Origin of the sequence: Erythrobacter sp. (assembly GCF_038133525.1) — a bacterium.
Lineage (GTDB): Bacteria > Pseudomonadota > Alphaproteobacteria > Sphingomonadales > Sphingomonadaceae > Qipengyuania.
In genome coordinates this window covers 9,414-35,387 of the sequence record NZ_JAYPTL010000008.1, presented here as the reverse complement: position 1 = coordinate 35,387, position 25,974 = coordinate 9,414, and the positions used below count along the sequence as shown (strand labels likewise).

Genomic DNA, 25,974 nt, shown 5'->3' with positions numbered 1-25,974 from the left:
TTGAATCAATGCCTGGGTTTTGCCGCAGGCCTGGTCAGCGGCATTTGGCGTACCAATTCGAGATTGAATCTCTCGACGCCTTCAGTCCCCGCCGCGGGTTGCGAATTTGGCAAAGTCGGCCAGGAAGTTTCTGAGCTGCTCGCGCCGCTCAGGGTCCTCAATCTGGCCATCCGCATTGAGGGCTTGCCCTGCACGGGAGACCATCATGCTTCCGCCTGTCCACAGGTCGACCCCGAGGGCCCGCAAAACGGGCAGCCAATGGTTTTGCGACATGATCGTGCCAAAGCCGCCCGGAGAAGCGCCAACGATCGCGAAGGGTCGGCCCGCGAAGACCTTTCTTGTATCTGCGGGCGGGCGTGATGCCCAATCGATCGCGTTCTTGAATACGCCGGGGATGCCGTTGTTGTACTCGGGCGTCGACAGGATCACGCCATCTGCCGATGCAATAGCATCTTTCAACGCGGTTACCGCCGCTGGCAACCCATGCTCGGCTTCCTCGTCGGCATCGTAGAGCGGGATTCCATGGAGCGTGCGAACTTCGAGCGATACTCCATCAGGCAGAAGTTCGGCCGCGTTGTGCAGCAGCGCCGCATTGAAAGAGCCCCGGCGCAGGCTCCCAGCGATACCAAGAAGACGGGTCATTGCTCCAAGCCTCCGGTAATTTTCGGCTTCACACCAGGCTCGACGGTCATCACATCGCGCCAGTCGGGATGCTTTTCGCAACGGGCCCGCACGTAAGGACAAAGCGGTATGATGCGAAAGCCCTCGTCGCGCGCGACATAGCGGCCATGCCGCACACCCTCTTCCCTATGGATGGCAATTTCGGTCACTGGCAGCCTCTCGTAGTGTTTGGCCAAACAGGATCGTCAGATCCCGCCGCGCATGACAATAGCGGCCGGCCAGCGCGCATCCAGCCGTTGAAACCGACAATCGTTGCTGCAGCCGGATACTAACAAGCGCTACAGGCGGGGTTCTCGCAATTTGGCTCGACCCCATCGGCTTCAATTGCTGATCGGCAAGAACCACAAGGCATAGAGGAAGGCCAGGATCAGGGTTACCGACAATATGCCTTCCAGCCAAACGAACCACTGCGGTGCGACTGTCAGCTTCTGATAGGCTTCGCGAACCGCGTCCATTTCGGCTTGTTCGGAGCAGGATGGGCCCATTGGCGCGGCCAGCCGCACTGCTCGGACGGAGGCATGATCGATCGGCGTTTCGAACACCGCATCGATCCGTTCATTCTCCCTCTTCACGATCCTGGCATCAACCCGCCCCGCCCTCGGTATGTCGATCAGGATGTTCTGCTCCAGCCGCAGTTCTGGCGATGCCTGGAACAGCACTTTGGTCCGGGACAGGTCAGTAACCGTGATGCATTCCCGATGTTCCGCCGGACCTCCATTGAAACCCAGCGAGATGACCTGTCGCGACGCGCCTTGACTCTCACATGTGGGCACCAACCTCGATACGGAGGCAATCATCGGGAGCATTGGTAGTCTTCTGTTGTTGGCGAAATGCGCAAGGGGGTCTACTGCAGGAGAGGCTGGCTGGCGGAGGGACGAGCGACCAGTTCAGAACAGCGCCTCAAGACGAGGTCCCGCGTGTGGACATCGGACTCGTTGCCAACCTGTAGGGCATCAGGGCCGGACAGGCAGAGATTGAGGCGACTGGCCTGCTCTTCGTCGACGACAATGCGGTAGGCCCCTGGCCGGACTTCCTCGAAGAAATAGTATCCGTCGATTTCCGTCCTGGTCGCGGCAACAACCTGATTCCGGGCATCGATCAGCTGCAGGCGCACGCCCGAGACACCCTTGATGCTTCCTGCTGATTCGAAACGGGTGATACCCTCGATCTCGCTCAGCGCGACGACGGCAAAATCGGTGGCGTGGATGACACCCGGGCGCGGCACGATTTCGATTCCGCCCGATACCGGCCCAAGCGAAATATCCGGCAGACTGGTCGGATCAAGCTTGAGCGTGATCGGCCGGCCGGTACCAAGGTGATCGATCCGTGCGAACCCGTCCTGGTCGGTCTGGGCCGTCTGATTGTAGGTGGCGAAGGTGACATCGGGCAGTACGCGGTCCGATGGGCCATATATGCCATCACCATCGAGATCCTGGAACGCGCGCAATGAGGCCCCGCCCTGCGAAGCCGACCCTGGCCGCGTGGCGAAAAGTTCTCGGCGCAAGGGGTCCCGCCCCAGGCTGGTGATGAAGCGCAGGCCAAGCGAGTAGTCGCTGCGCCCAACCCCGACATTGCCATCAAGCGCCAGGGTAAAGCGTTCGAACTCGCGGACCACCGAAAGGCCGAAAAGCGCCGAGTCATCGTCATAGGAGTAGCCGAAGCGGCCCCGGGCGGAGGTCTTGTCATCGATTTCGTAGTCGGCTTCGACCGAGACGGAAACGAGTTCCGCCTGGGGAAGGAAGCGATAGCCGATCGTTCCCCTGGTGCGCAGCCCGGGGTGAGCCAGGCTGGTGAGGTCGAAATTGCCGAACAGTTGCGAATTCGATTGGAGCTGGTTGATCTGGGTATGCTGATATTCGAGCGTGTTCGAGATCAACACACCCGCGGACCGGGTTGACGCGCGCAGCGCCGCATCGGTCTGCTTACGACCCCCTACGGTCTCATAGTGCCGGAATCGCGCAGTTAGCGGGACCGTCAGCCCATCAATCGTACTGCCGAGCTGGAGGACGGAGTTGAAGTCGAGTTCGGTAACGTGCCGCAGTGGCTCACGTGAGAAGATCCTGGTCTCGTCGATGAAGTCGCCCGAGTAGTTCGTGTGTTCGAGGGCAAGGCTGGATTTGCCTATCCGTGCCCCGATCCCTGCGCTGAGGGCGTAGGCACCTTCATCAGCAAAGGCGACGTCGCTCTTGAGGGCAACCGGGCCGACCCCGGTCCGGATTCCACCCGATACCAGCCACCTGTCCGCTTCCGGCGTTTCAAACCAGGCGGCACTGGCGACGGCTGTGACCCGTGAGCTGATTCCGTAGGAGACCTCACCATTGATACGCCAGTCACCGAAGTCGTCCGGCCTCGTATAGAAAGGATCGCGCACACCCAGCAGGTTTTCGTCCTTCTGGACGGCACCGAAGCGATAAAGCAGCTGGCCGCTCTTCAGGCGACCGTCGCCAACCGAGATCTGGCGCACTTCCTCGTGGCGTTGCCCTTGGGGTCCGTAGAAGACGATGCGGAACTGGTTCAGGCCGAATTCCACCGGTACCTGGAGGAACTCGTACTGTCCGTTCTGCGATTGCGAGGTCGAGGCGATCAGGACCTCGTTGCGATAGAGCTCAGCCTCATATCCGTCGGGCAGCGCGCCACGAAGATCGACGCTGTCGAAGACGGAGGCCACTTCGACCGGTGAATTGGACAGGGCGAGTCCGCGCCCCCTGGTGCTGCGCAGGCCGATTGGCGCCGCGTAGCTGGATATGTCGCCGAAGGAGAATTCGGAGGCCTTGAGCGGCCCCAGGAGTTCGGCATCGGGATCGACCCGCCCGAATCTGATCGAGGAACCCGTGAGACCATATTGCGTATCGGCCGCAAGGAACGCTTCGGCGGTCAGATAGGCAAGGTCGCCCGCCAACCGAATGTCGCTTTCGACCCGCTCGCCCCGCGAATTGTCGGAGACGGCACGGACTTCAAGATCCGCCAGCGGAAGCGCAGCGAGGTGCCAAGGCGTCTCTTCGCGTTGCCACTGTTCCTCCGTGCCATTCCTTTGGAACGCCGCAAGCCGGGTGCGCTGCGCCTCGCGAGCAATGCGTGCCTCGATCGGGAAAGGTTCCTTGGTCTCGAGTTCGATCGACTGCCGCCGCAGGTCCACATGGAACAGCAACGGCAGGATCTCTTCGAGCAGGGCGGTGCTGAGATAGAGTTCACCATCAACCGCGGCAGCCGCATCGGCGGAAAGGGGAAGCTCGGCCCCGTTCCTGACAAGGACGTGGCGATCGAGATCGATGGTCAGGGTGCGCTGCTCGTCGAGCGTCCACCCCGTCGCCCGCCGCCCGTCCGGATCGACGACGATGGCGAGGTCGAGCAAGCGCGCAAGTGCACCGAGCGGGAGGTAAAGCTGCTCGCCATCGGCATAGGCCAGGATGCTGTCGCCCACCGATGCGCCCTTGAGGCGCAGGTTGAGGATCAGCTCGTCCTCTTCGGTGAACTGCGGCGGGTTGCCGTCGCCATGCGAAAGCCTGGTCGCCGATGCTGGGATGAAGCCCGCAGAGGCCGCATTTCGAACGGGCGCCAAGGCAGCCGGCTCGACCTTTGTTTCCGTTCTGCGCTCAGCCAATACTGGCGGAGGTGGCGGCGGAGGGGGCGCTGGCATGGATCGCGGTATGACGACCGGGGCGGGCGCCAGTTGCTCATCCGGGTCCACCCGCTCGACCTGCGAGAATGCGGCTGCAGGCTCCGGAGAAGCGGCAGAGCTGGATTGCACTGGTGCTGGTCGCGCCGGCGGGGCCACCGCCGCCCTCACACCGCGGGTGGCCGCCTGCGTGACCGGGGCTTCTTCGGTGTTAGCAGGTGTTGGCGGGGGTTGTGTCGTCGCCGCTTTGGCCACCCTAGAGGGCGCTGGCGCCGCAGCCGGCACCGCGGGTGCTATGGCTGCTACCCGGGACTCACCGGCAGCTTGCCGAGCGGCAGGTGCCCCAGCGGTGGTCGCCGTTCCCTGCGCTATGTCCGACGAGCCGGAACTGAAGGTCTTGCCCGGCGATGGCGAAGGCGCGGGCGACGGTGCCTGCGCCGGGACGACTTGGGCGACCGGCTGTGACTGTTGAACTGAGGCAACGGCCGGGCTCGGACGTTGTGGCGCAGGTGGCTCTGCGAATGACGAGGTCGCCGAACGGCTGGTGGCGCGGCGCATGCTCGATGTGGGCCCTACAGGATCCGGCTCTTGGGCGCTTGCTTCAGCTTGTTCGCCGACGAATGCGGTAACAGGACTTGCGTCGGATCCTTCGGGAGCGGCCGTGGCTGATGCATCGTGTTGCGCCAGCGACAAACTGGAGGGTGTTGCGGCCTTGGCCGCGCTGGCTGACCCGGTATCCACGAAACCAGCAGCGAAGCCGCCTGCGGCCGCCGGCGCAGGCGGCGCCAAGGGAACTGGTGTGGTTGCAGGTTTTATCGAAGACGCTGGCTTGGGCGTTTCACGCGTCGACTCTGACGACGCGATCGCCTGGCCACCTTTGCCGCTGGATGGCTTTGCCCTGTGAGGCTCCTCCCCACCGGCATCCTTGGTGGTTGCCGCAGCATCGGCAGAGCCGGCATCCGCCAATTTGGGGTAACCGAAAGTCGGGACCGGCAGGAAATCGTCATCCTGCGCCTCCTGGGCGACGTTCGGGGCTTCACCCGTGCCGCCCGAGGGGCCACGTCCCAACTCGGACGTCGGAATGGCAACATCGGTGCTGGCCGAAGCAAGCAAGGCAGATCGTGCCGAACGCGGCTTGGCCGGTGCTCGCCCATCGAGCGGGTCGCGCGGCCTGACCTTGGGGTTATGTCCCACCAGCAGCGGTTCGTCGTTCGACAGTTCCGCAGGATCAATATCGCCGAAGCTGGGTTTCGGCAGCTCCCCGCCGCTGGGGTTTTGCCAGCCCTTGGGCGTGCGGTCGCGTGGCTTGTTTTCCTTCTTGGGAAGCCCTGCGACGTCGAGCCTGCTCGCCCCGACTCCGATCAGGGCCGCCGTGACAAGGACCACAGCAGCCTTCTGGTAGGAAAGGTGCCGGGTCATGGCAGGGCGAAGGTACGCTCTGCCAGAATGTTGCCGGGCTCGGCATCATCGTCGAGATAGGTCACCGTGATGGCAGTGCCGCGCGTGAGGCGGGCAGCATCGGCCTGACGATCGAGCGGCACCACCAGTTGGCGGCTATCGATTTCGGGATAGACGCCCACGCCTTTAATAGAGACCAGCGGTTCTTCCAGACCCTGGGCACGGATCACGATATCACCAAAGGCCGATCGGGTGCCCTGCCGGTTGATCTTAAATGAAACTGCGGCCTGCCCTTCAGCGGTCTTCACCATTTGGAGATCGCTGAGTCCCACGTTCAGCGTAGTTTCACCGATCCGTATGATGATTGGGATCGAGATACCAAATTGTGGATAGATGGTAACGCCAACCTCGTTCGCCTGCGTGTCGCTCGCCGCCTGTTCGATGGAAGTTGTCCCACCAAGTTCTCGGGGGATGGCAGTAATCACGAAGTGCGAGCGGTATTCGCCATCAGGCAGGTCGGAGGGCGCACGCGCCATCACATTGATGAGCTGGGATTCAGCTCCACGCAACGTGACCCGGCGTGGCGAATGCCGCAGGAATTGCTCCGCGGTCTTGACCCGCGCCTGAACGGCCGCATCCAGGCCGTTGTCAAACGCCAGGATCTGTCCGCTTGGCATCATACCAAAGCTTGCGATACTGATCTGATAATCGCCTTCGTTTACCGCCTTGTTGAACAGGCCGATTGTCTTGATCTGGCGCCTGCCGTCCAAAACGATACGCTTGGGATAGACATTTACGTCACCAAAGCCCGCGACCGCACTTTCAGACTGGGCGCTTGACGAAGGCGATGCATTGGATTGCCGCTCTTGCGCCGCCGCCTGAAATCCTCCCCAAAGAGCAAAAATCGCAATAAAACTAGCAATAAAAGTGGAGTGTTTGCGACGCGCTTGAAATACGTTTGAATATATATTCAGCATGATTGCTTTATCACTTCACCTTTTTAAATATAAGATTGATACAATGATTTAACTGCTCATTACGTTTTGTTCAGCAAAGTCATGCATCATGATAACATTAATTAGGGGGTAGCCATCCTAGACGCTGGTATCTGCTATCAATACCCGAGATTATTCGAGAATTGAGGCCCCTCATTGCGAAGGGCGGAGCCGGGCCGCAACCTTGCTGTCCAGAATTTCAGGGTCTGGCCACAATGTGACCAGACCCTGAAATCGGCTTAGTTGTAGGCCGCAGTCACTCTGTAGGTGCCAACGTAAGAACCCGGCGTCTGCGAGCCATTTACCGTGAGCTCACCACCGACGTTAATATCGAAAGTCCCGGTCAGGTTATCCAGAGTGCCACCAAGCGCTGCACTCGTGGTAAAGCCCATGTCCGTCGAGCCAGCGGGGCCAGAGACCTTGCCGGCTTCGGTCACGAAGCTGAAATTGCGGCCCGGCTCACCCGATACGGTGAAGACATCGGCCGTTGGAGTAACACCTGGGACATGCGTGATATCTGGCGAGCTCGACGCATTACCCTGGTCATCAACAACAACCGTTCCACCTATTGAGCCAACGACCAGCGTTCCGAAATGCAGGGTGGCCCGCTGATGAAGGATGGCGATCGGAGCAACGATCTCCGCGGCAGCATCACCGTCGGTCGTTGCTGAAGCGCCCGCAGCACTAGCAGGAACCGCAGCCACAGCTGCAAATACGGCAATACCGAAAGCAATTTTTTTCATGACTTTTCTCCGTAAATTTCGATCAATCTATGTAATGCTGAATACGCCTTCTCGATTATTCAATCATATGACGAATCGATCAGTTATGTTAAGTTACACAAAGCTCACACAATAATCAAAATGCAAATTTTTATCGTATATCAGATCTATTTATATTATAGTAAGAAAGTCTGTTATTATCGCACACCTAAAACTATAGAATCAGTAAATAGAAGACGTAGGATAACTCGCAATCAATTGTAGGTTACCGTAACCCGATAGCTTCCTGCGTACCGTCCGGGCGGCTGATGACTCTCGATCTTGAGTTCCCCGCCGACCAGGAAACTGGCCCGGCCACTAGCGTCGAGAGTGCCAGTAAGAGCCCCCAGCAGGGTAGTGTAGGCCATGCCCCCATTCTGACCGAGGACACCGTTCGCTGTCATTATTGTGAATGTCCGCCGCGGCTCGCCCGTAACAATGAATGAATCCCGGGTTGGCAGCCGCGCGCCGATCAAGAGCACACTACCAGTGGTGCCGTGCCCACCCGCAACGTTGACATTTACCGTCCCCCCAATCCCATTCAGAACGATCGATCCAAAACTCAGCGAGGCATTCCCGTCATGCGCAAGCGAGATCGGAGCGAGGACCTCCGCAGTGGCAACAATCGTTGCCGAGGCCGTTTCACCGGCCTCCGCCAACGCCTCCTGCCCAGCACCGATCGCGGCAATTGCGGCAAACGCAGCCCTGAAGACCATGGATCGGCTCATCCTAGAGCTGCCCCACCTTCGTTGCCGCGACTAAGCGGCATTCAAGATAGATCGCACCACTCATTCGTAAGTTGCCGTTACCGAATATTGGCCGGTATAGGCGCCAGGCCTCTGGCCAAGAGTGACATTCAACGTGCCACCGACCAGCACCGGTGCAGTGCCCTGGCCGTTCAGCTGGTATGAAAAGCCGCCGGGAAATTCGACTGCGAATGCCATTTGATCATTGTTAGCACTCTGCACGAAGGGACGATCGGTCCGGACGCTCATAGAGAAGGACCGACCGGGCTCCCCGGTAACCGTGAATGCATCGAGTGACGTAGTGCCAGCGATAACATCAATACCGTTACTGGCGGTAACGTTGCCACCACCACTGATCCGCACTGTACCAGTCGCGCCAACAATCAGACTGCCGAACCTCAGCGCCGCCTGGTTGATATGACTAATGCTGATCGGGGAAATGACTTCTACCTCTGCTTGACCCTGCGCCGTCGCCGTCGCCTGCGCCGCCGCAGGTGATGGGATGATTGCGAGCGCCACCAGCGCACCAAGAATAGGTTTCAACATTACCGGACCCCTGATATCCATTTAGCTACGTACAAACCCGTAGCAATATCAGTACGAATTCGGAACCGATTCGCAAGTGGTTACAAGCACGCTAAATTATTTTTACGTGCTAATACGTATTACGATGCAGATATGCCACTGGGGTTAGAACGCCCCCACCGGTGAGCGAGTATGGCCGCAACCGCGCCACGTGCCGGGCCATGGGCGTCAGCTTGTGCGGAATTGGGCTTGGATCACCAAGTGAGGGACGGCTTACTCGGTCGAAATCAGCGTCGCATCTACGCCAACGGGTATGGCGACCTGCGACCCCTTGAACTGGGGATCGACCTGCAGTCGCGCACCCAGGTTGAAGGTCCGTTCGCAAATCCGTGTCACGCAATCGGCAATTTGCAACTCCACAATCTGGCCGGGAGCGAAGGAGGTACCGTTGGGCAAGTCGGTCTGAAACCGGCTGATCCGCGCAGCACCGCCCCCGGCCGACTGGCTGGCCGTGAACGTCATCTGGATACGAAGGTTCAGGCGATCGCGGCTGTTGTCGCCCCGATCATATCTGACGGTAACCCGCGCCGGATGCGCAGTGCCCGTGGACAGGCTGACCAGGCCCACATCCAGCACCTGGCCTTGCGGGGAAACCTCGCGATATCCACCGCCCGTAGTAACCAGATCACCAAACTGCAGTTCCTGGTCCGGCGTTATGCTCAATCGGGCATCGTCGGCCAAGGCAGCGCCGGATCGGAGCAGAACGATACCAACCGCTGCAAGCACAAAGGCCTTGATCAGGAAAGATAATATCGATCTCTTACCAGTCGATATTTCCGCATGGGGTTGTTTATTCGCCTGCACCACAATGTAATTCCAATGTTTTTGCTTATTCAGACTGTGATCTACGCAACCTTGATTTCAATTTTTTCAATCTGCCTGTTCGACAACGACTTGCCAAACGGCCTGGCACATTGAGTTTTCGCAAGTCCGGAAAGTCCTGCGGACGCCACAAGAATGGGGGCGCGCGAGCCCTTCGTGGTGCATTGCGGCATATTCGGCATTTCGGCCAACTGGTTACAATCCCCTCGCTCGGTCAGCCAGGAATGCAATCGGGCACGCGTCGCCGGCGAGCTTTCTCTCCACCGGGCACTGTTCCTGCAATTGGGGAAATATGCTCCGGGTGCCGGCCTGGCTGGATGATGGCGCACCGTCGGATACCTCGATCAGCACGAGATCCTCGTCGCAAGGAAGGTCAGCCCCCAGGACTGCCCGGAGATGTGCCAGAACGTCACTTGGCCGATCCGCCTCGAGCGCAGCCTCGATACGCGCCGCAAGGGCATGAGCCCCGGCGATAAAATCTGCACGGCATTCGGCGGACCAGCTCTCATCGAGGAATTGGCCCTTGGCCACCGGGTTCGGGACCCGTCGATTGAGCAATTCGGGTAGCCGCCGGGCTACCATCGCGAGTGCCAGATCGTCGCGGTTTTCGGCGACCAGCGCGGCCTCATCATAAGCGGTGGCCACACAGGCCATCAGCACCATCGAATGAAGCCGGCAGGTCGTCCAGTGGTGATCGCGCCACCCCTTGAGATATCGGCAGACCCGCAGGATCTGGGGGCCATGCCAGTCGACCGCCTCCTGGAACCAGTCTTCGAGCGCGCGCGGGTCGGACAGCACCCAACCGTCGTGACGATGGGCAAATCGCAGCTGCCCAGCCGGCAGAAATGGGTAGATATGTTCCGCGAAGAAGGTGCTCTCATCGGGAAGCTCGGCATCGAACTGCAGCGCGACCGCCGCCTGCGCCAGCAGCGCCTCGAATTCGACATCGGGAATAGCATAGAGCGCCAGGTCGATATGCGCGTCGCTGGCGATCTGCACACGGACGCAGGAGGGTCTGTCAGTGATCAGCATCCAGCCCTTTGTGGCACAGACCGGGGCCAGGATCCGCTCGACTAGCGCGAAATAGCCGGCACTGGACAGGATGGGCTGGGGCCCGCCCGGCGTGTCCGGAAAGGAGATCGGCAGGAACACGCCGTCGTCGAGATCGATCGTCTGCGGAGGGGACTGTATCGGTCGGTTGAGGGTGTGGTAGAACCAGCTGCCCTGCATCCTGAACTGCGGCCTAAGCGCCAGATCGCTGCCGGACAGGTAGCTGGATGTGAGCGCACCCGCTTCGAACAGTTGTGCGGCACCCAGGTGATCGCGCCAGTTGCGAAGGCCGGACCAGATTTCCTTCCGAATTTCGTCCCGCGCCGCCTTGATCTGCCGCTTGCGCCCTTCATCGACGGTCAGCCTATGCAGGTACGCACCGTGACCATCCGCACCAAACAACACCCTATGAGCATTCGCTCTCACTCTTGAACCTCTCGGCCAGACTCGCAACCACTTGTTCTGGCGCGATAATGATAAATTCGGATATGAAACCTATCAAATAAAACTTTCCCTTGAGTTCGCTTTTTACTTTCTTGACTATCTTGAAATATTATGCATCTGCGAATCAGATGAGCGTTATCTTGAGCGCTATTTTACGCCTCCACCTATAACCTTGCGCAGGATTCGTTGAACACAGGAAGTTAGGCGTATTCGCCTCTATCCAGATGCGATTCCCGACACAGCAGAGACCAGACCAGGACCATCTCAAGTGACGTCCTTGAATCTCGTATTTGGAAGAGAGAGCCCGAACTACGCGAAGGCCTCCATCCGCGACAGGACAGAGGAAAAATCACACTTCGAAGAGCACACTCGGCGCGATTCTGATTGCGCTTACGATCGATCGAGAGGGAAAATGGTCCAGAAGAGGCATCACATTCGAACTTCTTTTCCGTTTAATTTCTGATGTTTAGATATTTCGGTCAAGCTGAAAAGCCCGCAAAAGGCCCGCAAAATCCCTCTAATGTATTGGTTCGATGCCTTTTTTAGGACTCGGAATTTCAATTTCAAACTTGACCGCGGAGTAGGTCGTTATCCGCTTTGCGCTCCAATCTCCGCTATTCTACGGGCTGCGCGCTCTGCCCGGAAGCAGTCATCCGTTCGGTTTACTTTAAATCATCGATATTCGTTCCAGCTTCTCTTCTTTTTGGCCGATAGTCTGGGAGGGGAGGATTTGATGTAATTCCCTCAACCTGAATATCTTCGATTTTTTCACTGAGAGGAGCAAGTTCGCGACTAAGCTCGCGAAGGTCCGTTTCACCTTCAACCAAAGAATCTTCGACCGCCGGAATGCCACTCCTTATCTGGGAAAGTTTGTTTTCAGCGTTCTGCACCCCCTCCCTGAATTGGCGAAGGCGTCGTTGCGCGATAGCAGAAGCGCTCCGCCCTGAGATCCGCCGATCTGCATCTCGAAGATTATTTCCCCATCCACCAACCCTTTGCCCTAAGTCTAACAATCTTCCTTTTGTTGAGGCCAATCGTTCGTCCCAACCTTCGGCGTCCGATGCGAGTGCGGCCGTCGTGACTCGAAGCCGGACAAGATCGGAGGTGATCACCCGTTGCTTTTCTGGCTCCAGTCCTTCGTTCAGAGCGCGAATGCTATTTGCCACGGTCTCTACAGTGGCGGTCGCATCCCTCCCCAATAGTCCGGTTTCGTCCGCGGCGGGAATGATCTTTTTTCCTGACTTGTCGGTGTAAATGCCCTGACGACCCCGTCGGCCCTCGAGCACGAGCGCAGCCTCTCCAGTTATCAGATCCGTGCTGATTGTCGCTTCAAGGCCGTGGACTTTCGCCGCAGAAGGATCGAGAGTCAGAACAACGACCACGTTTTCCGGTTCATTTTCCGCCAGACGGACCGATGTTACCTGTCCCACAGGGACTCCCGATAGTGTTACAGTCGATCCCGACTGAAGGCCTTCCACGGAGCGATCAAACTTGATCTGATATGTTTCCTGATTTGGTCTGGGATCGATTAGCCACATCGCGAAAGCGATGGTCGTAAGCATCAGAATGCCAACGATCCACGCCACTAGGGAGAAGTTTGCGTTAGTTTCCATCTAGCACGCCGCCAGCGGTTTGTTCGTCCGGCAGAGGGCCGGTGCAATGAAAGTTCGCGTCCCGCATGCTCCATTCGGTTGTCCGCTATAGAACATGACCGAGGTTCGTCCCCTGGCGCAATCGCCACGAGCGGGGCATCCGGGCGCGTCGAATGTGTTTTGGTTTGAGATCGGCCTAGTCCCAACACGGGCGTGATGCCGCCCCGCCCGTGGCGACCGAATATTGCTATGACTTGCGCAAGCCGCGTCCGGTCACTCAAGCGCGAAGGCGTCATGTCTTCCAGGCCGCTGCTGGAGGATGTGATTTCAAGTCTCCTGGCGATGTCCGTCTGGTTCAGGGCAGGAGCTCTGATGAGCTGCGCCAACACACGCCACTGCGTACGATTGAGGCTCAGCGGCTGTGCTCGGTCATCGAATGCCTTGCGCGCGGCGCGGCTGATCTGGTCCATCATGAAGATCGCTCGATCATCGTGGGTGATGACATTGTCGAGTGCGAGAGTGCCCTCATCTTCTGGCATGAGACATTCCTATCGATCGGAGAAAAATAGTAAAGGACTTTCGCATTTTGTTTTGGCCGCTATATCGCTCGCGCAGCGGCTCAAACGATGGCGAGGAGCGAAATAATCATGGCGGACGAGACAGCAGGGGCTAGCGATGAAGGCGCACGTCCGACGGGGTTGTCCAGTCCGCGGGTCCGGCTGGGTCTGCTGATCGCCGGCATTCTGGTCCTGCTCGCCGGGAGCTACTGGTATTACAATCATCAGACGTACGGCAGATTCCAGCAGTCCACCGACAACGCTTATATTGCCGCCGACAGCGTCATCATCTCCCCCAAAATTGCGGGCTACGTCGAGCGCGTATTAGTGACGGAGAATCAAACGGTCGCGTCGGGCGATGCACTTGTCCAGCTGGACGTGCGAGATTATCGTGCCCAAACGAACCAGGTCGAAGCCCAGATCGCCGCGTCGCTCGCCGGAGCAGATACGGTACGCGCCCAGCAACAAGAGCAGGACGCGGCAATTGCCCAGGCCCGTGCACAGCTCGCAGCAGCATCTGCACAGGCTGGTCTCGCTGCTGAGCAGGTTGTCCGGTACCGCCCCCTTGCCGCTTCGGGAGCGGAGCCGCGCGAGAGGCTCGATCAGCTGGAGGCCCAGGCCAGAGAAGCGCAGGCTCAAGTCGCGGCAGCGCGCGCCGCGCTCACGGCGGCACAGCGCCGACAGAACACGCTTAGCGAGCAGATAGACCAGGCCAATTCGCAAGCCAACGCCGCTCGTGCGCAACTCGAGGCCGCCCGTCTGAACCTGTCATCGACCACGCTCCAGGCCAGTATTTCCGGGCGGGTGGGTGACCTCACGGTCCGACCTGGACAATTTGTCCAGCCTGGCCAACGCCTTATGAGCCTCGTACCGACCGACCGCCTCTACGTGACAGCAAATTTCAAGGAAACGCAGCTCGGACTTGTCCGCCCGGGGCAACCCGTCACCTTGGAAATCGACGCGCTGCCGGACCTCGAGCTATTAGGAAGAGTGGAAAGCATCGCCCCCGGGACCGGGGCAGAATTCTCGATCCTACCTCCGCAAAACGCGACGGGTAATTTCACCAAGATCGTTCAGCGCGTCCCGGTGCGCATATCCATTCAGGCTTCGCCCGAGATCCTGCGTCTGCTGGTGCCGGGCATGTCTGTTGTCGCGAGTGTCGATACGCGCGCCGCTAGAGACCAACTCGATTCGATCCGCAACGCGGCCGGAGACTGACCGATGGCAGGCGCCGCTGCAGCGGTTTCGCCGCCGGTCGAAAAGGCCGATGCTACGGCCTGGATCGCCGTAGCCGCCGGTGCGCTGGGGGCGATGCTGGCAACGCTTGACATCTCGATCGTCAATTCGGCGCTGCCGACGATCCAGGGGGAAATCGGCGCGACCGGAACCGAAGGCACCTGGATCGCGACAGCCTTCCTTGTTGCCGAGATCATCATCATCCCTCTGAGCGCGTGGCTGGAAAGACTGCTCGGCCTTCGCACGCTGCTCATCGTCGCGGTTTCTGCCTTCACGGCCTTTTCGGTGTTGTGCGGCATTGCCACCGATCTGACGACGATGATCATCGGTCGCACCGGTCAAGGGTTCATGGGCGGCGCGCTTATTCCAACCGCTATGACCATCGTCGCAAAGCGACTGCCTCCATCGCAACAGCCGATCGGCATGGCGCTCTTCGGAATGACCGTGGTTCTTGGGCCGGTAATGGGCCCGTTGGTGGGGGGCTGGCTTACCGAGAACCTGAGCTGGCACTACGCCTTCTTCGTCAACGTGCCCGTCTGCGCGTTGCTCCTTGCTTTACTATTCATCGGGCTACCCCATGAAAAGCCCGACTGGGTTTACCTGCGCGAGGCTGATTGGGCGGGAATAGCTGGTATGATCCTTGGGTTGGGTGGGCTGACCATCGTTCTGGAAGAAGGCCACCGCGAGGAGTGGTTCGATTCCACGCTGATCGTCCAGCTCACACTGATGACGGTCGTGGGTTTTGCACTTCTGACCTACGGACAGCTTTACGCGCGCAAACCCGTGCTCAAATTGCGCCTGATGCTCAGCAGGCAGTTTGCCAGCGTCGTGGTGATGGCACTGGCGCTTGGCATGGTCATGTATGGCTCGACCTACGTGATCCCGCAATTTCTCGCGATAATTTCCGATTATAATGCCTTGCAGACCGGACTTGTGATCTTCTGGATGGGCGTTCCGGCTTTCCTGTTGATGCCCGTTCTCCCGTTCATGATCCGCAGGATTCACATCCGCATTGCGGTCGGCGCGGGCATGTTCATCATGGCGCTAAGCTGTTTCGTCAGCATAAATCTGACAGCGGAATCGGGAGGTGGAGTGTTCACCGAAAGCCAGTTCCTGCGTGGCATCGGCATGATCCTCACGATGATGTTCCTCAACCAGGCGACGGTAGCTTCGGTTGCCAAGGAGGATGCCGGCGATGCTTCGGGCATCTTCAACGCGGCGCGAAACCTCGGGGGCTCGTTCGCGCTCGCGGGGCTTGCCTCGTTCCAGGATCAGCGCCAGTGGCATCATAGTCGACGCATGGAAGAAACCCTCAACGCTAACAGCCCCCGGCTACAGGAATACCTGGACGGCATGACGGCGTCGCTGGGCAGCCCACAGGCCGCGCTGGAGATGCTTTCCGGCATCATTCAGCGCGATGCGTTCGTGATGACCTACAACGATGTCTTTTTCGCCATGGGCGCGATTACCCTGGTCACGGTGCCGCTGGTACTGTTCCTCAAGCCTCTCCCGAAGAACTTATCCCTTTCGATGCACTGAGAACTCTATGCGCAAGACCCTAACCCTCCTCGCTCCCATGGCGCTCCTCGCGGGTTGCATGTCCGGTCCCGACTATGCCGGTCCCCCGCAACTTGCGACCGCCGCAGGCAATGCGTTCGTACGCGCCGGCCCCGAAATCGATCCGTTTGCGCCGATTGCCGGCGACTGGTGGACGCTGCTCGGCGATCCGGTTCTCAATGAACTGGAGGCGCGCGCGCTGGTCGGCAATCCGGGCGTGGCCGCGGCGCGCGCTCGCATCGAACAGGCAAGGGCTTCTGTCCGCCAGGAGCGCGCCAACCGGCTACCCGCCGTGGCTGCGCAGGCGACTGCGGTCCAGGCGAATATCCCAGGGCTAGATATCGGCAGTGGCCCGCCCCCGGGATCGCCCGGCGCTCCTGCAGACACCGAAGAGCAGGACAGCCTCAGCGTCTACAACGTCGGGCTCAATGCAAACTGGGAGATCGATTTCGCTGGGGGGCAGGCACGGCGTGTCGAGGCCATTAGCGCTCAGGCTGCGGCCTCGGTGGCGAACGCCGAGGATGCGAAAGTCCAGCTCGCCGCCGAAATCGCGCGGGCGTATGTGAGCCTGCGAGAAGCGCAAGGGCGGCTCGAGCTTGTCCAGCGAGAGCGCGACTTGCAGCAGCAAATTCTCGAACTGACCTATCAGCGCTATACACAGGGCGCTCTCGCGCTGTTCCCGGTCGGTAACGCGAACGCCGAGCTCGAACTGCTCAAGTCGCAGATCGCGGAAGCTCAAGCGGACATCGATGTATTCAAAGACACGCTCGCGGTGCTGACGGGCGAAGCGCCCGGCGCACTCGACGGGCTCCTGGCGGCTCAGGCCGAAATTCCGCTTCCCCCCGAACGGGTCGCGGTGGGCGATCCCGCAGCGCTAATAGCGCGGCGGCCGGATGTTCGAGCCGCCGAACGCATGCTGGCCGCGGCGAATGCGCGCATTGGCGTGGCAGAGGCTGCTCGCTTCCCCAAGATTTCCTTCATGGGGATTCTCGGTTTGGGCGGATCGGAGCCCGACGACATCCTGGACCCGGGCAACTTATCGGCAATCGCTTTGCCGCGGCTGCAGTGGAACCTGCTTGATTTCGGCCGCACGGCAGCATCGATCGATCAGGCCGAGAGTGCGCGCGACGAGGCCGAAGCGCGCTATCTTGAAGTGGTCCTGGGCGCACTACGCGACGCCGAACAATCGCTTGCTCGGTTCGGGCAACAAAGAGCCAACGTAGCCGCGCTGGCGCAGATCAGTCGGCAGGCCGACACGGCTGCGGAGCTTAACGAGCAACGCCGCGCCGCGGGGGTAATCTCGCAAGGCGAACTCAACACTTCGATCCGCAAGCGCGAACAGGCCAGAGCAAATCTCGATCGGGCGATCGCCGCCATGACAAATGGCTGGATCGCGATCCAGAAGTCGCTTGGGTTGGGATGGGTCGAATTGTCTCGCGACAATCGCACGTCGGTTGAGCCAGCTCCGGTCGATCGAAAATCAGTTATGAAACCTGAACAGAGTTAGGATAAGTTTTCTCAGAAGTCTGCCCCGCAGCCCCTTCCAACTTTTCCTAACGCGTCAGCACCTCGTGCACTACGACCCAATCTTGGATCATAGGGGTCAGCATGTTTCCGCCTTTCGCAGAGTGCGTTTGCCAGTATCACCATCGGATATCCCGATTGCACTATTCGGTGACTCTTCATTGTCGTTTCTATGTAAGGCCTTAAGCTTTCCGCGAGCATCTCGTAGCGACATCAACGAGCGATCGTACAGGCATTTCGAGTGCAGCTCGCATTTGGCCGGTTCGATGACCGCCTCGTCGGTAGGCTTACGAGGCGGTCATCGAGCATTACGCCGCTCTGGAAAAGCTATAAAGTCATGGGTCGAAATACGAACTAGCTGGCACTGTCCGTTCGGGTCGTTGGGAGGACCACCGATCTCCCCGCCAACACGATCTGGACCTGTTAGAAACTGAACCCCAAAGCAACACCATATCTACGAGGATCCAAAGTGTAGATATTGGTAAAATTCCCCGAGGATGCGTCGGTCAAGTACAATCCTGTCACCGAGCTGCTGTCGAAAATGTTCTGAACAAATCCGCGCACGAACCAACGCTCATCCGCACTGTTCAACTGCACGATCGCGTTGGCTTGCACGAATGGCTCGATCCGGTTGACCCTGCCGTTAAAGATATTGCCGTATTGCTCACCAGTCAGCGCTACGTCCACGCGAGGAACCAGAGTCATGCCATTGTCGAAAGTGGCGGTGTACTGCACACCCATCGAAACCTTCATTTCGGGGGCCTGCGGCAACTTGTTCCCTTTTATGTTGACCTCTACGCCAGGGCTTAATACCGCAAGGCCGCTGCCCGCCGGAACGGCTCCGGCCAAGACATCGCAAATGCTGAATGCGCCGCTTGACGCAAGATTGCCGTCATTAGGAAATTCTTCGGGACCACGAAGACCCAGAGCTGCGTTCACTCCGGCCACGAATGCGTCGGCCGCGCCGGGGGCTGGCCCGGTTACGGCACAATTAGCACCGTTGCTAATATCCTTGATGATGACGGCATCAGGATCGCCGCCACCCGGGTCGCGCGGATTGGAGAAGAACTGGTCGCCGGCAACTTCCGCGTTGAGATAACTGAACGTCAAGTTGACAAGCCAATCGGGATCGGGCCGGATAACGGACTCTAGTTCCACACCCCAGATATCGGCATCGATAGTATCATTAACTGAGGTACGGGCGACGATGCGGCTAAGCTGCAACCCGCTATACTTATAGTAGAATGCAGTAGCGTTTAATTGCAGTGCGCCATTCGCAAAGGTATTTTTCGATCCGATTTCAAATGCGTCGATGGTTTCTGATCCGAAGCTTTCAGCCACATCGAAAACGGGCGAAAGGGGCGGGTTGATACCCCCGGATTTATAGCCCCTGGCATAAGATGCGTAAATCGAATTGTCAGGCGTAACTTCGTAGTCGAGCACCGCACGCCCGGTTATTTCATCGAAACCTACTTCTCTAAATTGCGTTAGCTGCTCACCTGGCGTACCAGGATCGGCATCAAAAAGACCAGAGGGACCGGTTAAGGGAGTGATCGGGCTGTCGAACGGCTCCCCGTCATTCGCGTAAGGATTGAGGAAGCTAATCAAGGTCGTGCGCGCAGTCACGTCTTTCTTGTCGTCGTTATACCGCAAACCTCCGGTGAAGGTCAGACGCTCGGTCAGGTCGACGTAGATCTCCCCGAACACACCGAAGCTCTCAAGATTAGCCTCGAGAGAATTGTTGCGGTACATGGATGTTGCGAAGTAGGATGGCGGTGCACCGCCTGCCAAAGTACCAAACGATCCCAGAATGGCACTGGCGTAGTCAAGCGCGAATGAGTTTACATAGTAACTGTTGTCGGTAGTCTTGGACTTTGCATAGATCCCTCCGAGCAGGAAATTGAATGCTCCGTCGAAATCACTGGAAAGGAGGATTTCGCCGCTCCAGGATTCGCGTTGCTCTGAAGACCTGTCGAAGGATAGCGGCGTTTCGCCGCACAATACATTACCTTCGAACGCGCCCCTGTTCCCATCATCGTTATCGGAGGTGCACAATACGCCCCCTGGGCCATTGGGGATGAGAGCCTCCACAATCGGGGTAAAATACGCCGACGAACCTGGCACGAACGCCGGTGCAGGTGCGGGGAGGCCGGTAGGCAAACCGTTGGCCGCGAAGCCGGACAACACGTTCAAGGCCGTAGCAAAGCCGGTACGATCCTGAATGCCCAGAAAGTAGTCCTGCCGGGAATCGACTTCGGTGTCCTGATAAAGACCGGTTGCAGTCAGTGTCATAGCTCCGATGCGCTGCTCGAGACGGGCCTGTAGCTGCACTTCATCGGCAAAATAGAATGGAGTATACGCCGTGTTTACCGTGCGCACATCGTCGGGCTTATCGAATCCTGCAAATGCGTCGGGGCCGTACAGGCTTCCCAATCCCAGTACTGAGGGAATTCCCTGAATAGCGAAGAACTCTTGCGAACTGAGCGTTGCGCCGACTGTGGAATTGGCATTGGTGATGTCAAAGTCGCGGCGATTGTTCAGACAACCCAGCACGCCGAGCGGGTCACGCTGGCAGGCCTGCTTTTGATTACGTAAACGGGTGTCATCTTCCCTGAAATAATATGCCATGAAGTCGAGAGTGGTATCGGCACCGGGTTCAAAACGAAGAGAACCACGAACAGCGTACATGTCTCGGTCGTCGACATCCGAATTGTCGAAAAGGTTTGTGGTGTAACCGTCGCGATTCAGAAAGAATCCGGCTACCCGAACGCCGATAGAATCGCCGATCGGGACATTGACCATCCCTTCGGCCTTGATGCTGTTGTAATTCCCATACTCGAACTCTCCGGCCGCGCCGAAAGAACCGAGGTCAGGCTTGGCTGTCACAAGGTTGACAACACCCGAGGTAGCGTTGCGGCCGAAGAGGGTGCCCTGCGGCCCCCGTAGGACCTCAATTCGCTCAAGGTCAAAATATTCTGTTTCGAACAGCCGGGTACCAAAAAGAGGGGAACCATTGATATGGATAGCCGTCGCTGCGTCACACGTCACACCAACACAAAGATCGCCGATACCACGGATGGTGAAGGACGACCCGGTGAAGTTGCCCTTCGAAAATGAGACGTTCGGGAGCGTCAATTGAAGGTCAGCAGCGTTTTCGATCTGCTGGCTTTCGAGAGCCGTAGCATCGAAGGCACTGACCGCGATCGGCACCTCTTGCAGACTTTGAGATTGGCGTTGGGCCGTAACGATGATTACGGATCCTTGGGGTTCCGCCTCATCAGTTGTGGGATCCTGCGCTAAAGCCATCTGCGGCCAAGCCAAGATGGCCGAAGTGGCGAGCACCATCGCTCTCAGTGTCATATAGCATCCCTTCCCATCTCTTCAGTGCGACGATAATTGGCTCCGCCGCTTACTGCAAAATGGGGCGACCTCGAGGGTCGCCCCTTAGTCTGTGGAGAGGAGAGGGAGAGAATTAGCCCAATCCCCGTCCATGGGCATATACATCCGCGTGATATTAGTAAAGCGCCTTTTCTTTTGACCCCATGGGCCACGATCCAGATCGCACGCGGAGTGAACGTTTGCTAAAGATCAGCAATGGTTGGCGCGCTAAGCGAGTTGCTCCCGATAAAGCTTTTGCCCCAGCTGGCATCGAGACCAACGAAGCGTTCGCCGTGCCGACGGCGACAATAGTTCGGATATAGTACAAGATGAATATGGACGCCCTTTGCCCCCATCTCGCTGGCCTCTGACCAGGAACCAGCCTCTTAGTATGGGGGATCTCAGAGGCTCCAAAAGGCCAGTACCGCCCGAAGCGCAGCGACGAACGCGAGCGGCTGATCCAGCATGAGATGATGGCGTGCATCGGGCACTGCAACAATTGGTATCTTTCCCCCTCCCAGTTCCCGGATATAGCGGGCGGAATCGCGATCAAAGAGCTGACTTTTCTCGCCGTACACAATCGCTTTGCGCCCGGGCGCATCGACCAGCCTCTGGCCTACTGTCAGCCATTCGTCGGGCTTGTTGCTGCGCCGGAACACTTCGGGAGAAAACTTCCATGTCCACTCCTCGCCATCGCGGCGGAGAGAGTGATAGGCCATGTAATCCATCAGGAACGGCTCACCAACTGCCTGCGGCGGCGACAGGATATACCTCTCGCGCGCCGCTTCGTAGGTCGGGTAGCGTCGCACCGGTTTGTCAGGATTACCCGACCCGGGGCTCGATCTGCCCATGGTCCAGTATTTCTCCAGCTTTTCGGGCCGCATCACCATGAGATCGCAGACAATAACGCCGGCGAAGGCATCCGGCGATTGGGAAACGGCGGTCAGCGCTGCACCCGAGCCGAAACTATGGGCGATGATCGTCGGTCTGCTTCCATCCGCAAACAAATCGAGCGCTTCGCTGATCTCGACAAATTCCTTTCCCCGCGCAGCTATATCGGCCACGCCGCGCATCTCGCTATCGCCCATACCGGCCAGATCGAACGCCACCACGTCGTAGTCTTCGGCAAGGTACGGTGCGATGAAGGCAAAGCAGCGGGCATGGGCGAGAAAACCGTGAGTCATGAGCAATTTGGGCCGGTCACGCCTGCCCCAGCGAAGATAATGCACCCGCGCGCCACCAACCTCTACGAAGCCTTCCTCACGGGGCACGCTCAGCGCCCAGGCGAACCATTCGGGTATATCCGCCCCGTCGCCGGCCCATACGGGATCAATATCTGTTGACCCGTCGTGGATTGGTTTCATTTCATTCATTTCGGCGCAGTCTCCATACCGGATAGTGTATTCCTGATAAAACCACGATAATCGTGCCGTGCGACATCGTGGCATAGATCGGCGTAACCAGATACGCTGGGGAAATTGATCAGTTGTCGGGGTTTGCCGGGAATATTGGCGCCCATGTACCACGATTCAGCCTTGGGGAAGAGCGTCATCGACCCTACTTGGGCGACCATATCGGTCCAGCTTCGCTCGGCCAGCGCATCGGCTTCGAAAAGGCCGATCCTGTTATCGCGCAGCCAGATCCGGAAATCGCAGATCCAGTCACCCTGGATTTCGGCGCTTGTCGGACCGTTGGAAAAGCCTGAAGGGCTGAGCGGGCCGTAGGCGAACAGCATGTTCGGAAATTGGGCGACGGCCATGCCCAGATAGGCTTTGATCTCACTCTTCCATGCTTCTGCCAGCGCCAGCCGACCGCGGCCGGTGATGTTCATGTCGATGAGCCCGCCACGACCGGCATCGAAGCCGGTCGCGAAGACAATGAGATCGCACGGGATCATGCCAGTGGCTGTTTCTATCCCGGCCTCGGTGACGCGAGTGATCGCGGTGTCGTTCAGATCGACCAGCGTAACATTGTCTTGTGCGAAGATCTCGTAATAATTCTGTTCGAGCGATGGTCGCTTGGTCCCGAAGGGATGTGGCGGCTCATCGGGAGCGAGCTTCTCGGCAATGGTCGGGTCGCAGATCCGCTCGCGCACCTTGTCACACCAGAACTCGTAGGCGTGGCGATTGGCGTCCTCGTTCGTCAGTATGTCAACGAAATTATGATACCAGAAGCGCAACCCTCCTCGCTGCCACAAATCCTCGAAATGCGTAGTCCGCTCTTCCTCGGTCACAGCCAGGGCCGAGATGTCCAGCGATTGGCATTCGAAACCGCCACTTGTCGTAAGCCTTTTGTGGAAGACAGCGGGATATTCGGATTTTTCGCGAAGCTGACGATCAGCGTCCAGTTTTTCCTGCCGCATGGGAAGGGCGAGAATCGGGGTTCGCTGAAAAAGCGTCAGCTGCTCCGCGCAGCTTGCCGCCTCCTGCGCCACCTGTACGCCGCTGGCACCCGTGCCGATCAGGGCGATCCGGCGGCCGGAAAGGTCGATGCCTTCCTGCGGCCAGCGGGCGGTATGGCACCATTCGCCTTCGAAATCGCTAAGGCCCAGGATATCGGGAATGTAGGGTTTCGAGGCGAACCCCAGGGCCGGCAAGAGGAAACGCGCGCTTACTTTTCCGCCATCGTCGAGCTTCAATCGCCAGCAGGCGGTGTCTTCATCGAACGGCGCGCTTTCGACCCGTGTTTTCATTCGCATTGCCGGCCAGAGGTCGAGCGTATCGCAGACGTGGAGGAAATAGGCGCGCAGTTCTTCCCAGCCTGGAAATCGTTCGCTCCACGTCCAGCTTTTCCATACTTCCGCAATGGAAAATTCGTAAAGTGGAACCTGGGAATCGACCCGTGCTCCCGGATAGCGGTTCCAGTACCAGATTCCGCCCGGCTGCTCCGCTGCGTCTACCAGCAGAACATCGAACCCCGCCTGACGCAGCTTGTAAAGCAGGTATATTCCGCTGAACCCGGCCCCGACGATTACGACATCATAGTCAGGAGGGGGCGAATGGCTCACGAGGCCCCGGCACCCGCTTTCGCGATGTCTTTAGCCGTAGTATAATCCGCCTTGCCGTTTGACGCGCGCAAGGCGGTTTGCGTTGGGCAAATCGCCTTGGGCGTTTTGTAACCTGCCAGTTGCTGGCGCACGTGATCCTTGATCGCTTGCGCGTCGAAGTCCGCATCCTGGGTCAAATGCACCACAGCGGTCACCGCTTCGCCCCATTTTTCGTCAGGCACCCCGACGACAAGCGCGTCGGCAATGGCGGGATGGGTTTTGAGCACTTCCTCCACCTCCTCGGGGTAAACCTTTTCACCTGCGGTGTTGATGCAGACGCTGCCGCGGCCCAGCAAGGTCAGGCTTCCATCGGATTCCACCCGGCACCAGTCGCCCGGGATGGAGTAACGCACGCCATCGATCGTCCTGAAAGTCTTGGCCGACTTTTCCGGGTCCTTGTAGTATCCTGTGGGGATTGCGCCCTTGCGGGCAATAAAGCCGGGCACGCCGCTCCCCGCCTCGACCTTCCGGTCGTTCTCGTCGAATACGTCGCAAAATTCCCCGATCCCGAATTTCGCGGTGTTGGTGCCGCCCTGTGCGGTCGTCACCGACAAGCCGTAGCCCAGCCCTTCCGAAGCGCCAAAACTGTCCATGAGGATGACCTGGGGGATATGTTTGCACAGGCCCGCCTTTACCTGTTTACTCCACATGACGCCGGACGAGATGATCGAAATCAGGCTGCTCGTGTCCCAGCGCTTCGGGTGGGCGTCCAGCGCCTGCAGCATGGGTTTGGCAAAAGCGTCACCGACAATGGCGATGCTCTGCACCTTGTGCTGGTCCACCGCATCCCACAATTCTTCCGCGTCGAAGGATGGATCGGACAGCGTGACGATGGCCCCGCCCGACATGAGCGTGCCAATAGCAGTAATGAACCCGGTTCCATGCATCAGCGGGCACGCCGGCAAAGTGATGCGCGCAAGCTCGCCCTGCTTCACCAGGGCCACCATTTCCTCCATGGTCTGGGGAACCGGACCCAGCAGCTTTTGCGCGTCGAGCTGAGCCTTGCGCATATCATCGTGTCGCCACATCACGCCCTTGGGCATGCCGGTGGTACCGCCTGTATATATGAACAGCAGGTCATCGGGAGAACGCTCGATATCGAGAGGCGCGCCGTTACCTTCTACAAGTTTTTCGTAAGGAAGCGCGAAGGAAGCGATCTGCGAAGCATCGCCGATTTCTACAAATGTATGAACCTTGGTCAACCGTTCCTTCAGTTCAAGAATGCAGTCGCGGAACTCGGAACTGTAAACAATTACCTCGCTATCGGAATCGTCGAAGATGTAAAAAACCTCCTCGGGACGGTAACGATAATTGATGTTCACGTGCGTGAGGCGGCCCTTGAAGCACGCGGCCATCAATTCCCCGTATTCGGAACGGTTGCGCATGTAGAAGGCTATCTTCGCCCCGTCGCCTGCACCTTGCGCGCGCAGATTGCGCGCCAAATTGTTCGAACGCTTCGACATTTCGGGCCAGCTAATGATCCGGTCGCCGTGAATCAGCGCCGGAGCATCTTCCGGGACCGCAGGTTCGATTGCATCAAGGATGTCGCCAAGGTTCCAGTCGATCACGTATTAATTCCTCTCTCCTTGGTGGCCACGATTTTGTCGGTAGCGTGCGCCTAATTCATCGTCTCATGCGACCTGCGTCCACCCCTGCAAGGCCGCTGCTTCGGCCCGGACCGCTTCGGGACTTCCCAGAACCTGGCGGTCGAAACCGATTCGCTTGAACCAGAAATGCAGACCTAGGAGATCGGTAAAACCCATCCCCCCATGCACCTCGGTTGAGGTTCGGGCGACAAAACGGTGGACTTCGCCCGTATGTGATTTGGCATGGCATGCCACCAGCGAAGCCTCGTCGGGCGTCGCATCGAACGCATGGGCGGCATACCAGACCAGCGAACGGCATGGTTCATGGCGGGCAGCCATTTCCGCGCACATATGCTTGACCGCCTGGAAGCTGCCGATCACTCGTCCGAACTGTTCGCGC

The 25,974-nt window shown here is 58.8% G+C and carries 20 protein-coding genes; 3 read left to right on the top strand and 17 right to left on the bottom strand.

The window, feature by feature from the left end:
* Nucleotides 1–81: 81 nt before the first annotated feature.
* From AAFM29_RS03455 to AAFM29_RS18070, 12 genes are all read right to left on the bottom strand, one after another.
* Nucleotides 82–642: an NADPH-dependent FMN reductase gene (locus tag AAFM29_RS03455; RefSeq protein WP_341711423.1), complete on the bottom strand. Its 561-nt coding sequence runs from the start codon at nucleotides 640–642 to the stop codon at nucleotides 82–84.
* Nucleotides 639–830: an N-acetyltransferase gene (locus tag AAFM29_RS03450; RefSeq protein WP_341711422.1), complete on the bottom strand. Its 192-nt coding sequence runs from the start codon at nucleotides 828–830 to the stop codon at nucleotides 639–641. Before AAFM29_RS03450 ends, AAFM29_RS03455 begins: the two co-directional genes overlap by 4 nt.
* Before the next feature lie 171 nt (nucleotides 831–1,001).
* The gene (locus AAFM29_RS03445) at nucleotides 1,002–1,454 is read right to left on the bottom strand and encodes a hypothetical protein (RefSeq protein ID WP_341711421.1); all 453 of its coding nucleotides are present in this window, start codon (nucleotides 1,452–1,454) and stop codon (nucleotides 1,002–1,004) included.
* A gap of 71 nt (nucleotides 1,455–1,525) precedes the next feature.
* Nucleotides 1,526–5,716, bottom strand: coding sequence for an SdrD B-like domain-containing protein (locus AAFM29_RS03440; protein WP_341711420.1), 4,191 nt, complete (start codon nucleotides 5,714–5,716; stop codon nucleotides 1,526–1,528).
* A complete protein-coding gene (locus tag AAFM29_RS03435) occupies nucleotides 5,713–6,672 on the bottom strand; it encodes a hypothetical protein (RefSeq protein ID WP_341711419.1) in 960 nt (319 codons plus the stop codon). The genes AAFM29_RS03440 and AAFM29_RS03435 overlap by 4 nt, the downstream gene beginning before the upstream one ends.
* Before the next feature lie 257 nt (nucleotides 6,673–6,929).
* A complete protein-coding gene (locus tag AAFM29_RS03430; RefSeq protein ID WP_341711418.1) occupies nucleotides 6,930–7,433 on the bottom strand; it encodes a DUF4402 domain-containing protein in 504 nt (167 codons plus the stop codon).
* Between the two features lie 233 nt (nucleotides 7,434–7,666).
* Nucleotides 7,667–8,179 carry a DUF4402 domain-containing protein gene (locus AAFM29_RS03425; RefSeq protein ID WP_341711417.1) on the bottom strand — a complete coding sequence of 171 codons (513 nt, stop codon included), beginning with the start codon at nucleotides 8,177–8,179 and terminating at the stop codon, nucleotides 7,667–7,669.
* A gap of 60 nt (nucleotides 8,180–8,239) precedes the next feature.
* On the bottom strand, nucleotides 8,240–8,743 hold the full coding sequence (locus AAFM29_RS03420) for a DUF4402 domain-containing protein (protein WP_341711416.1): 504 nt from the start codon (nucleotides 8,741–8,743) through the stop codon (nucleotides 8,240–8,242).
* Nucleotides 8,744–8,995: 252 nt separating this feature from the next.
* Complete coding sequence (locus AAFM29_RS03415; protein WP_341711415.1) at nucleotides 8,996–9,445, bottom strand: DUF4402 domain-containing protein; 450 nt, start codon at nucleotides 9,443–9,445, stop codon at nucleotides 8,996–8,998.
* Between the two features lie 354 nt (nucleotides 9,446–9,799).
* A complete protein-coding gene (locus tag AAFM29_RS03410; RefSeq protein ID WP_341711414.1) occupies nucleotides 9,800–11,080 on the bottom strand; it encodes a CBASS cGAMP synthase in 1,281 nt (426 codons plus the stop codon).
* 680 nt (nucleotides 11,081–11,760) lie between these two features.
* A complete protein-coding gene (locus AAFM29_RS03405) occupies nucleotides 11,761–12,711 on the bottom strand; it encodes an MlaD family protein (protein WP_006834175.1) in 951 nt (316 codons plus the stop codon).
* Complete coding sequence (locus AAFM29_RS18070) at nucleotides 12,684–13,160, bottom strand: MarR family transcriptional regulator (RefSeq protein WP_225082872.1); 477 nt, start codon at nucleotides 13,158–13,160, stop codon at nucleotides 12,684–12,686. Before AAFM29_RS18070 ends, AAFM29_RS03405 begins: the two co-directional genes overlap by 28 nt.
* Nucleotides 13,161–13,337: 177 nt before the next feature.
* Between AAFM29_RS18070 and AAFM29_RS03395 the strand changes: the two genes are divergently transcribed.
* From AAFM29_RS03395 to AAFM29_RS03385, 3 genes are read left to right on the top strand one after another with little or no spacing between them, the layout of a single operon-like run.
* Nucleotides 13,338–14,465, top strand: coding sequence for an HlyD family secretion protein (locus AAFM29_RS03395; RefSeq protein WP_063511170.1), 1,128 nt, complete (start codon nucleotides 13,338–13,340; stop codon nucleotides 14,463–14,465).
* 3 nt (nucleotides 14,466–14,468) lie between these two features.
* A complete protein-coding gene (locus tag AAFM29_RS03390) occupies nucleotides 14,469–16,022 on the top strand; it encodes a DHA2 family efflux MFS transporter permease subunit (protein ID WP_006834177.1) in 1,554 nt (517 codons plus the stop codon).
* A 37-nt stretch (nucleotides 16,023–16,059) separates the two neighbouring features.
* Nucleotides 16,060–17,547, top strand: coding sequence for an efflux transporter outer membrane subunit (locus AAFM29_RS03385; protein ID WP_341711450.1), 1,488 nt, complete (start codon nucleotides 16,060–16,062; stop codon nucleotides 17,545–17,547).
* A 440-nt stretch (nucleotides 17,548–17,987) separates the two neighbouring features.
* Here the strand turns inward: AAFM29_RS03385 and AAFM29_RS03380 are convergent, their stop codons facing one another.
* The 5 genes from AAFM29_RS03380 to AAFM29_RS03360 all read right to left on the bottom strand — a co-directional run.
* Nucleotides 17,988–20,924, bottom strand: coding sequence for a TonB-dependent receptor (locus AAFM29_RS03380; protein WP_006834179.1), 2,937 nt, complete (start codon nucleotides 20,922–20,924; stop codon nucleotides 17,988–17,990).
* Between the two features lie 419 nt (nucleotides 20,925–21,343).
* Nucleotides 21,344–22,315, bottom strand: coding sequence for an alpha/beta fold hydrolase (locus tag AAFM29_RS03375; RefSeq protein WP_050599570.1), 972 nt, complete (start codon nucleotides 22,313–22,315; stop codon nucleotides 21,344–21,346).
* On the bottom strand, nucleotides 22,312–23,949 hold the full coding sequence (locus tag AAFM29_RS03370) for an NAD(P)/FAD-dependent oxidoreductase (RefSeq protein WP_341711413.1): 1,638 nt from the start codon (nucleotides 23,947–23,949) through the stop codon (nucleotides 22,312–22,314). The genes AAFM29_RS03375 and AAFM29_RS03370 overlap by 4 nt, the downstream gene beginning before the upstream one ends.
* A complete protein-coding gene (locus tag AAFM29_RS03365) occupies nucleotides 23,946–25,556 on the bottom strand; it encodes an acyl-CoA synthetase (protein WP_006834182.1) in 1,611 nt (536 codons plus the stop codon). The genes AAFM29_RS03370 and AAFM29_RS03365 overlap by 4 nt, the downstream gene beginning before the upstream one ends.
* A 63-nt stretch (nucleotides 25,557–25,619) precedes the next feature.
* On the bottom strand, nucleotides 25,620–25,974 hold a 355-nt coding region (locus AAFM29_RS03360; RefSeq protein WP_341711412.1), incomplete at its 5' end, for an acyl-CoA dehydrogenase family protein.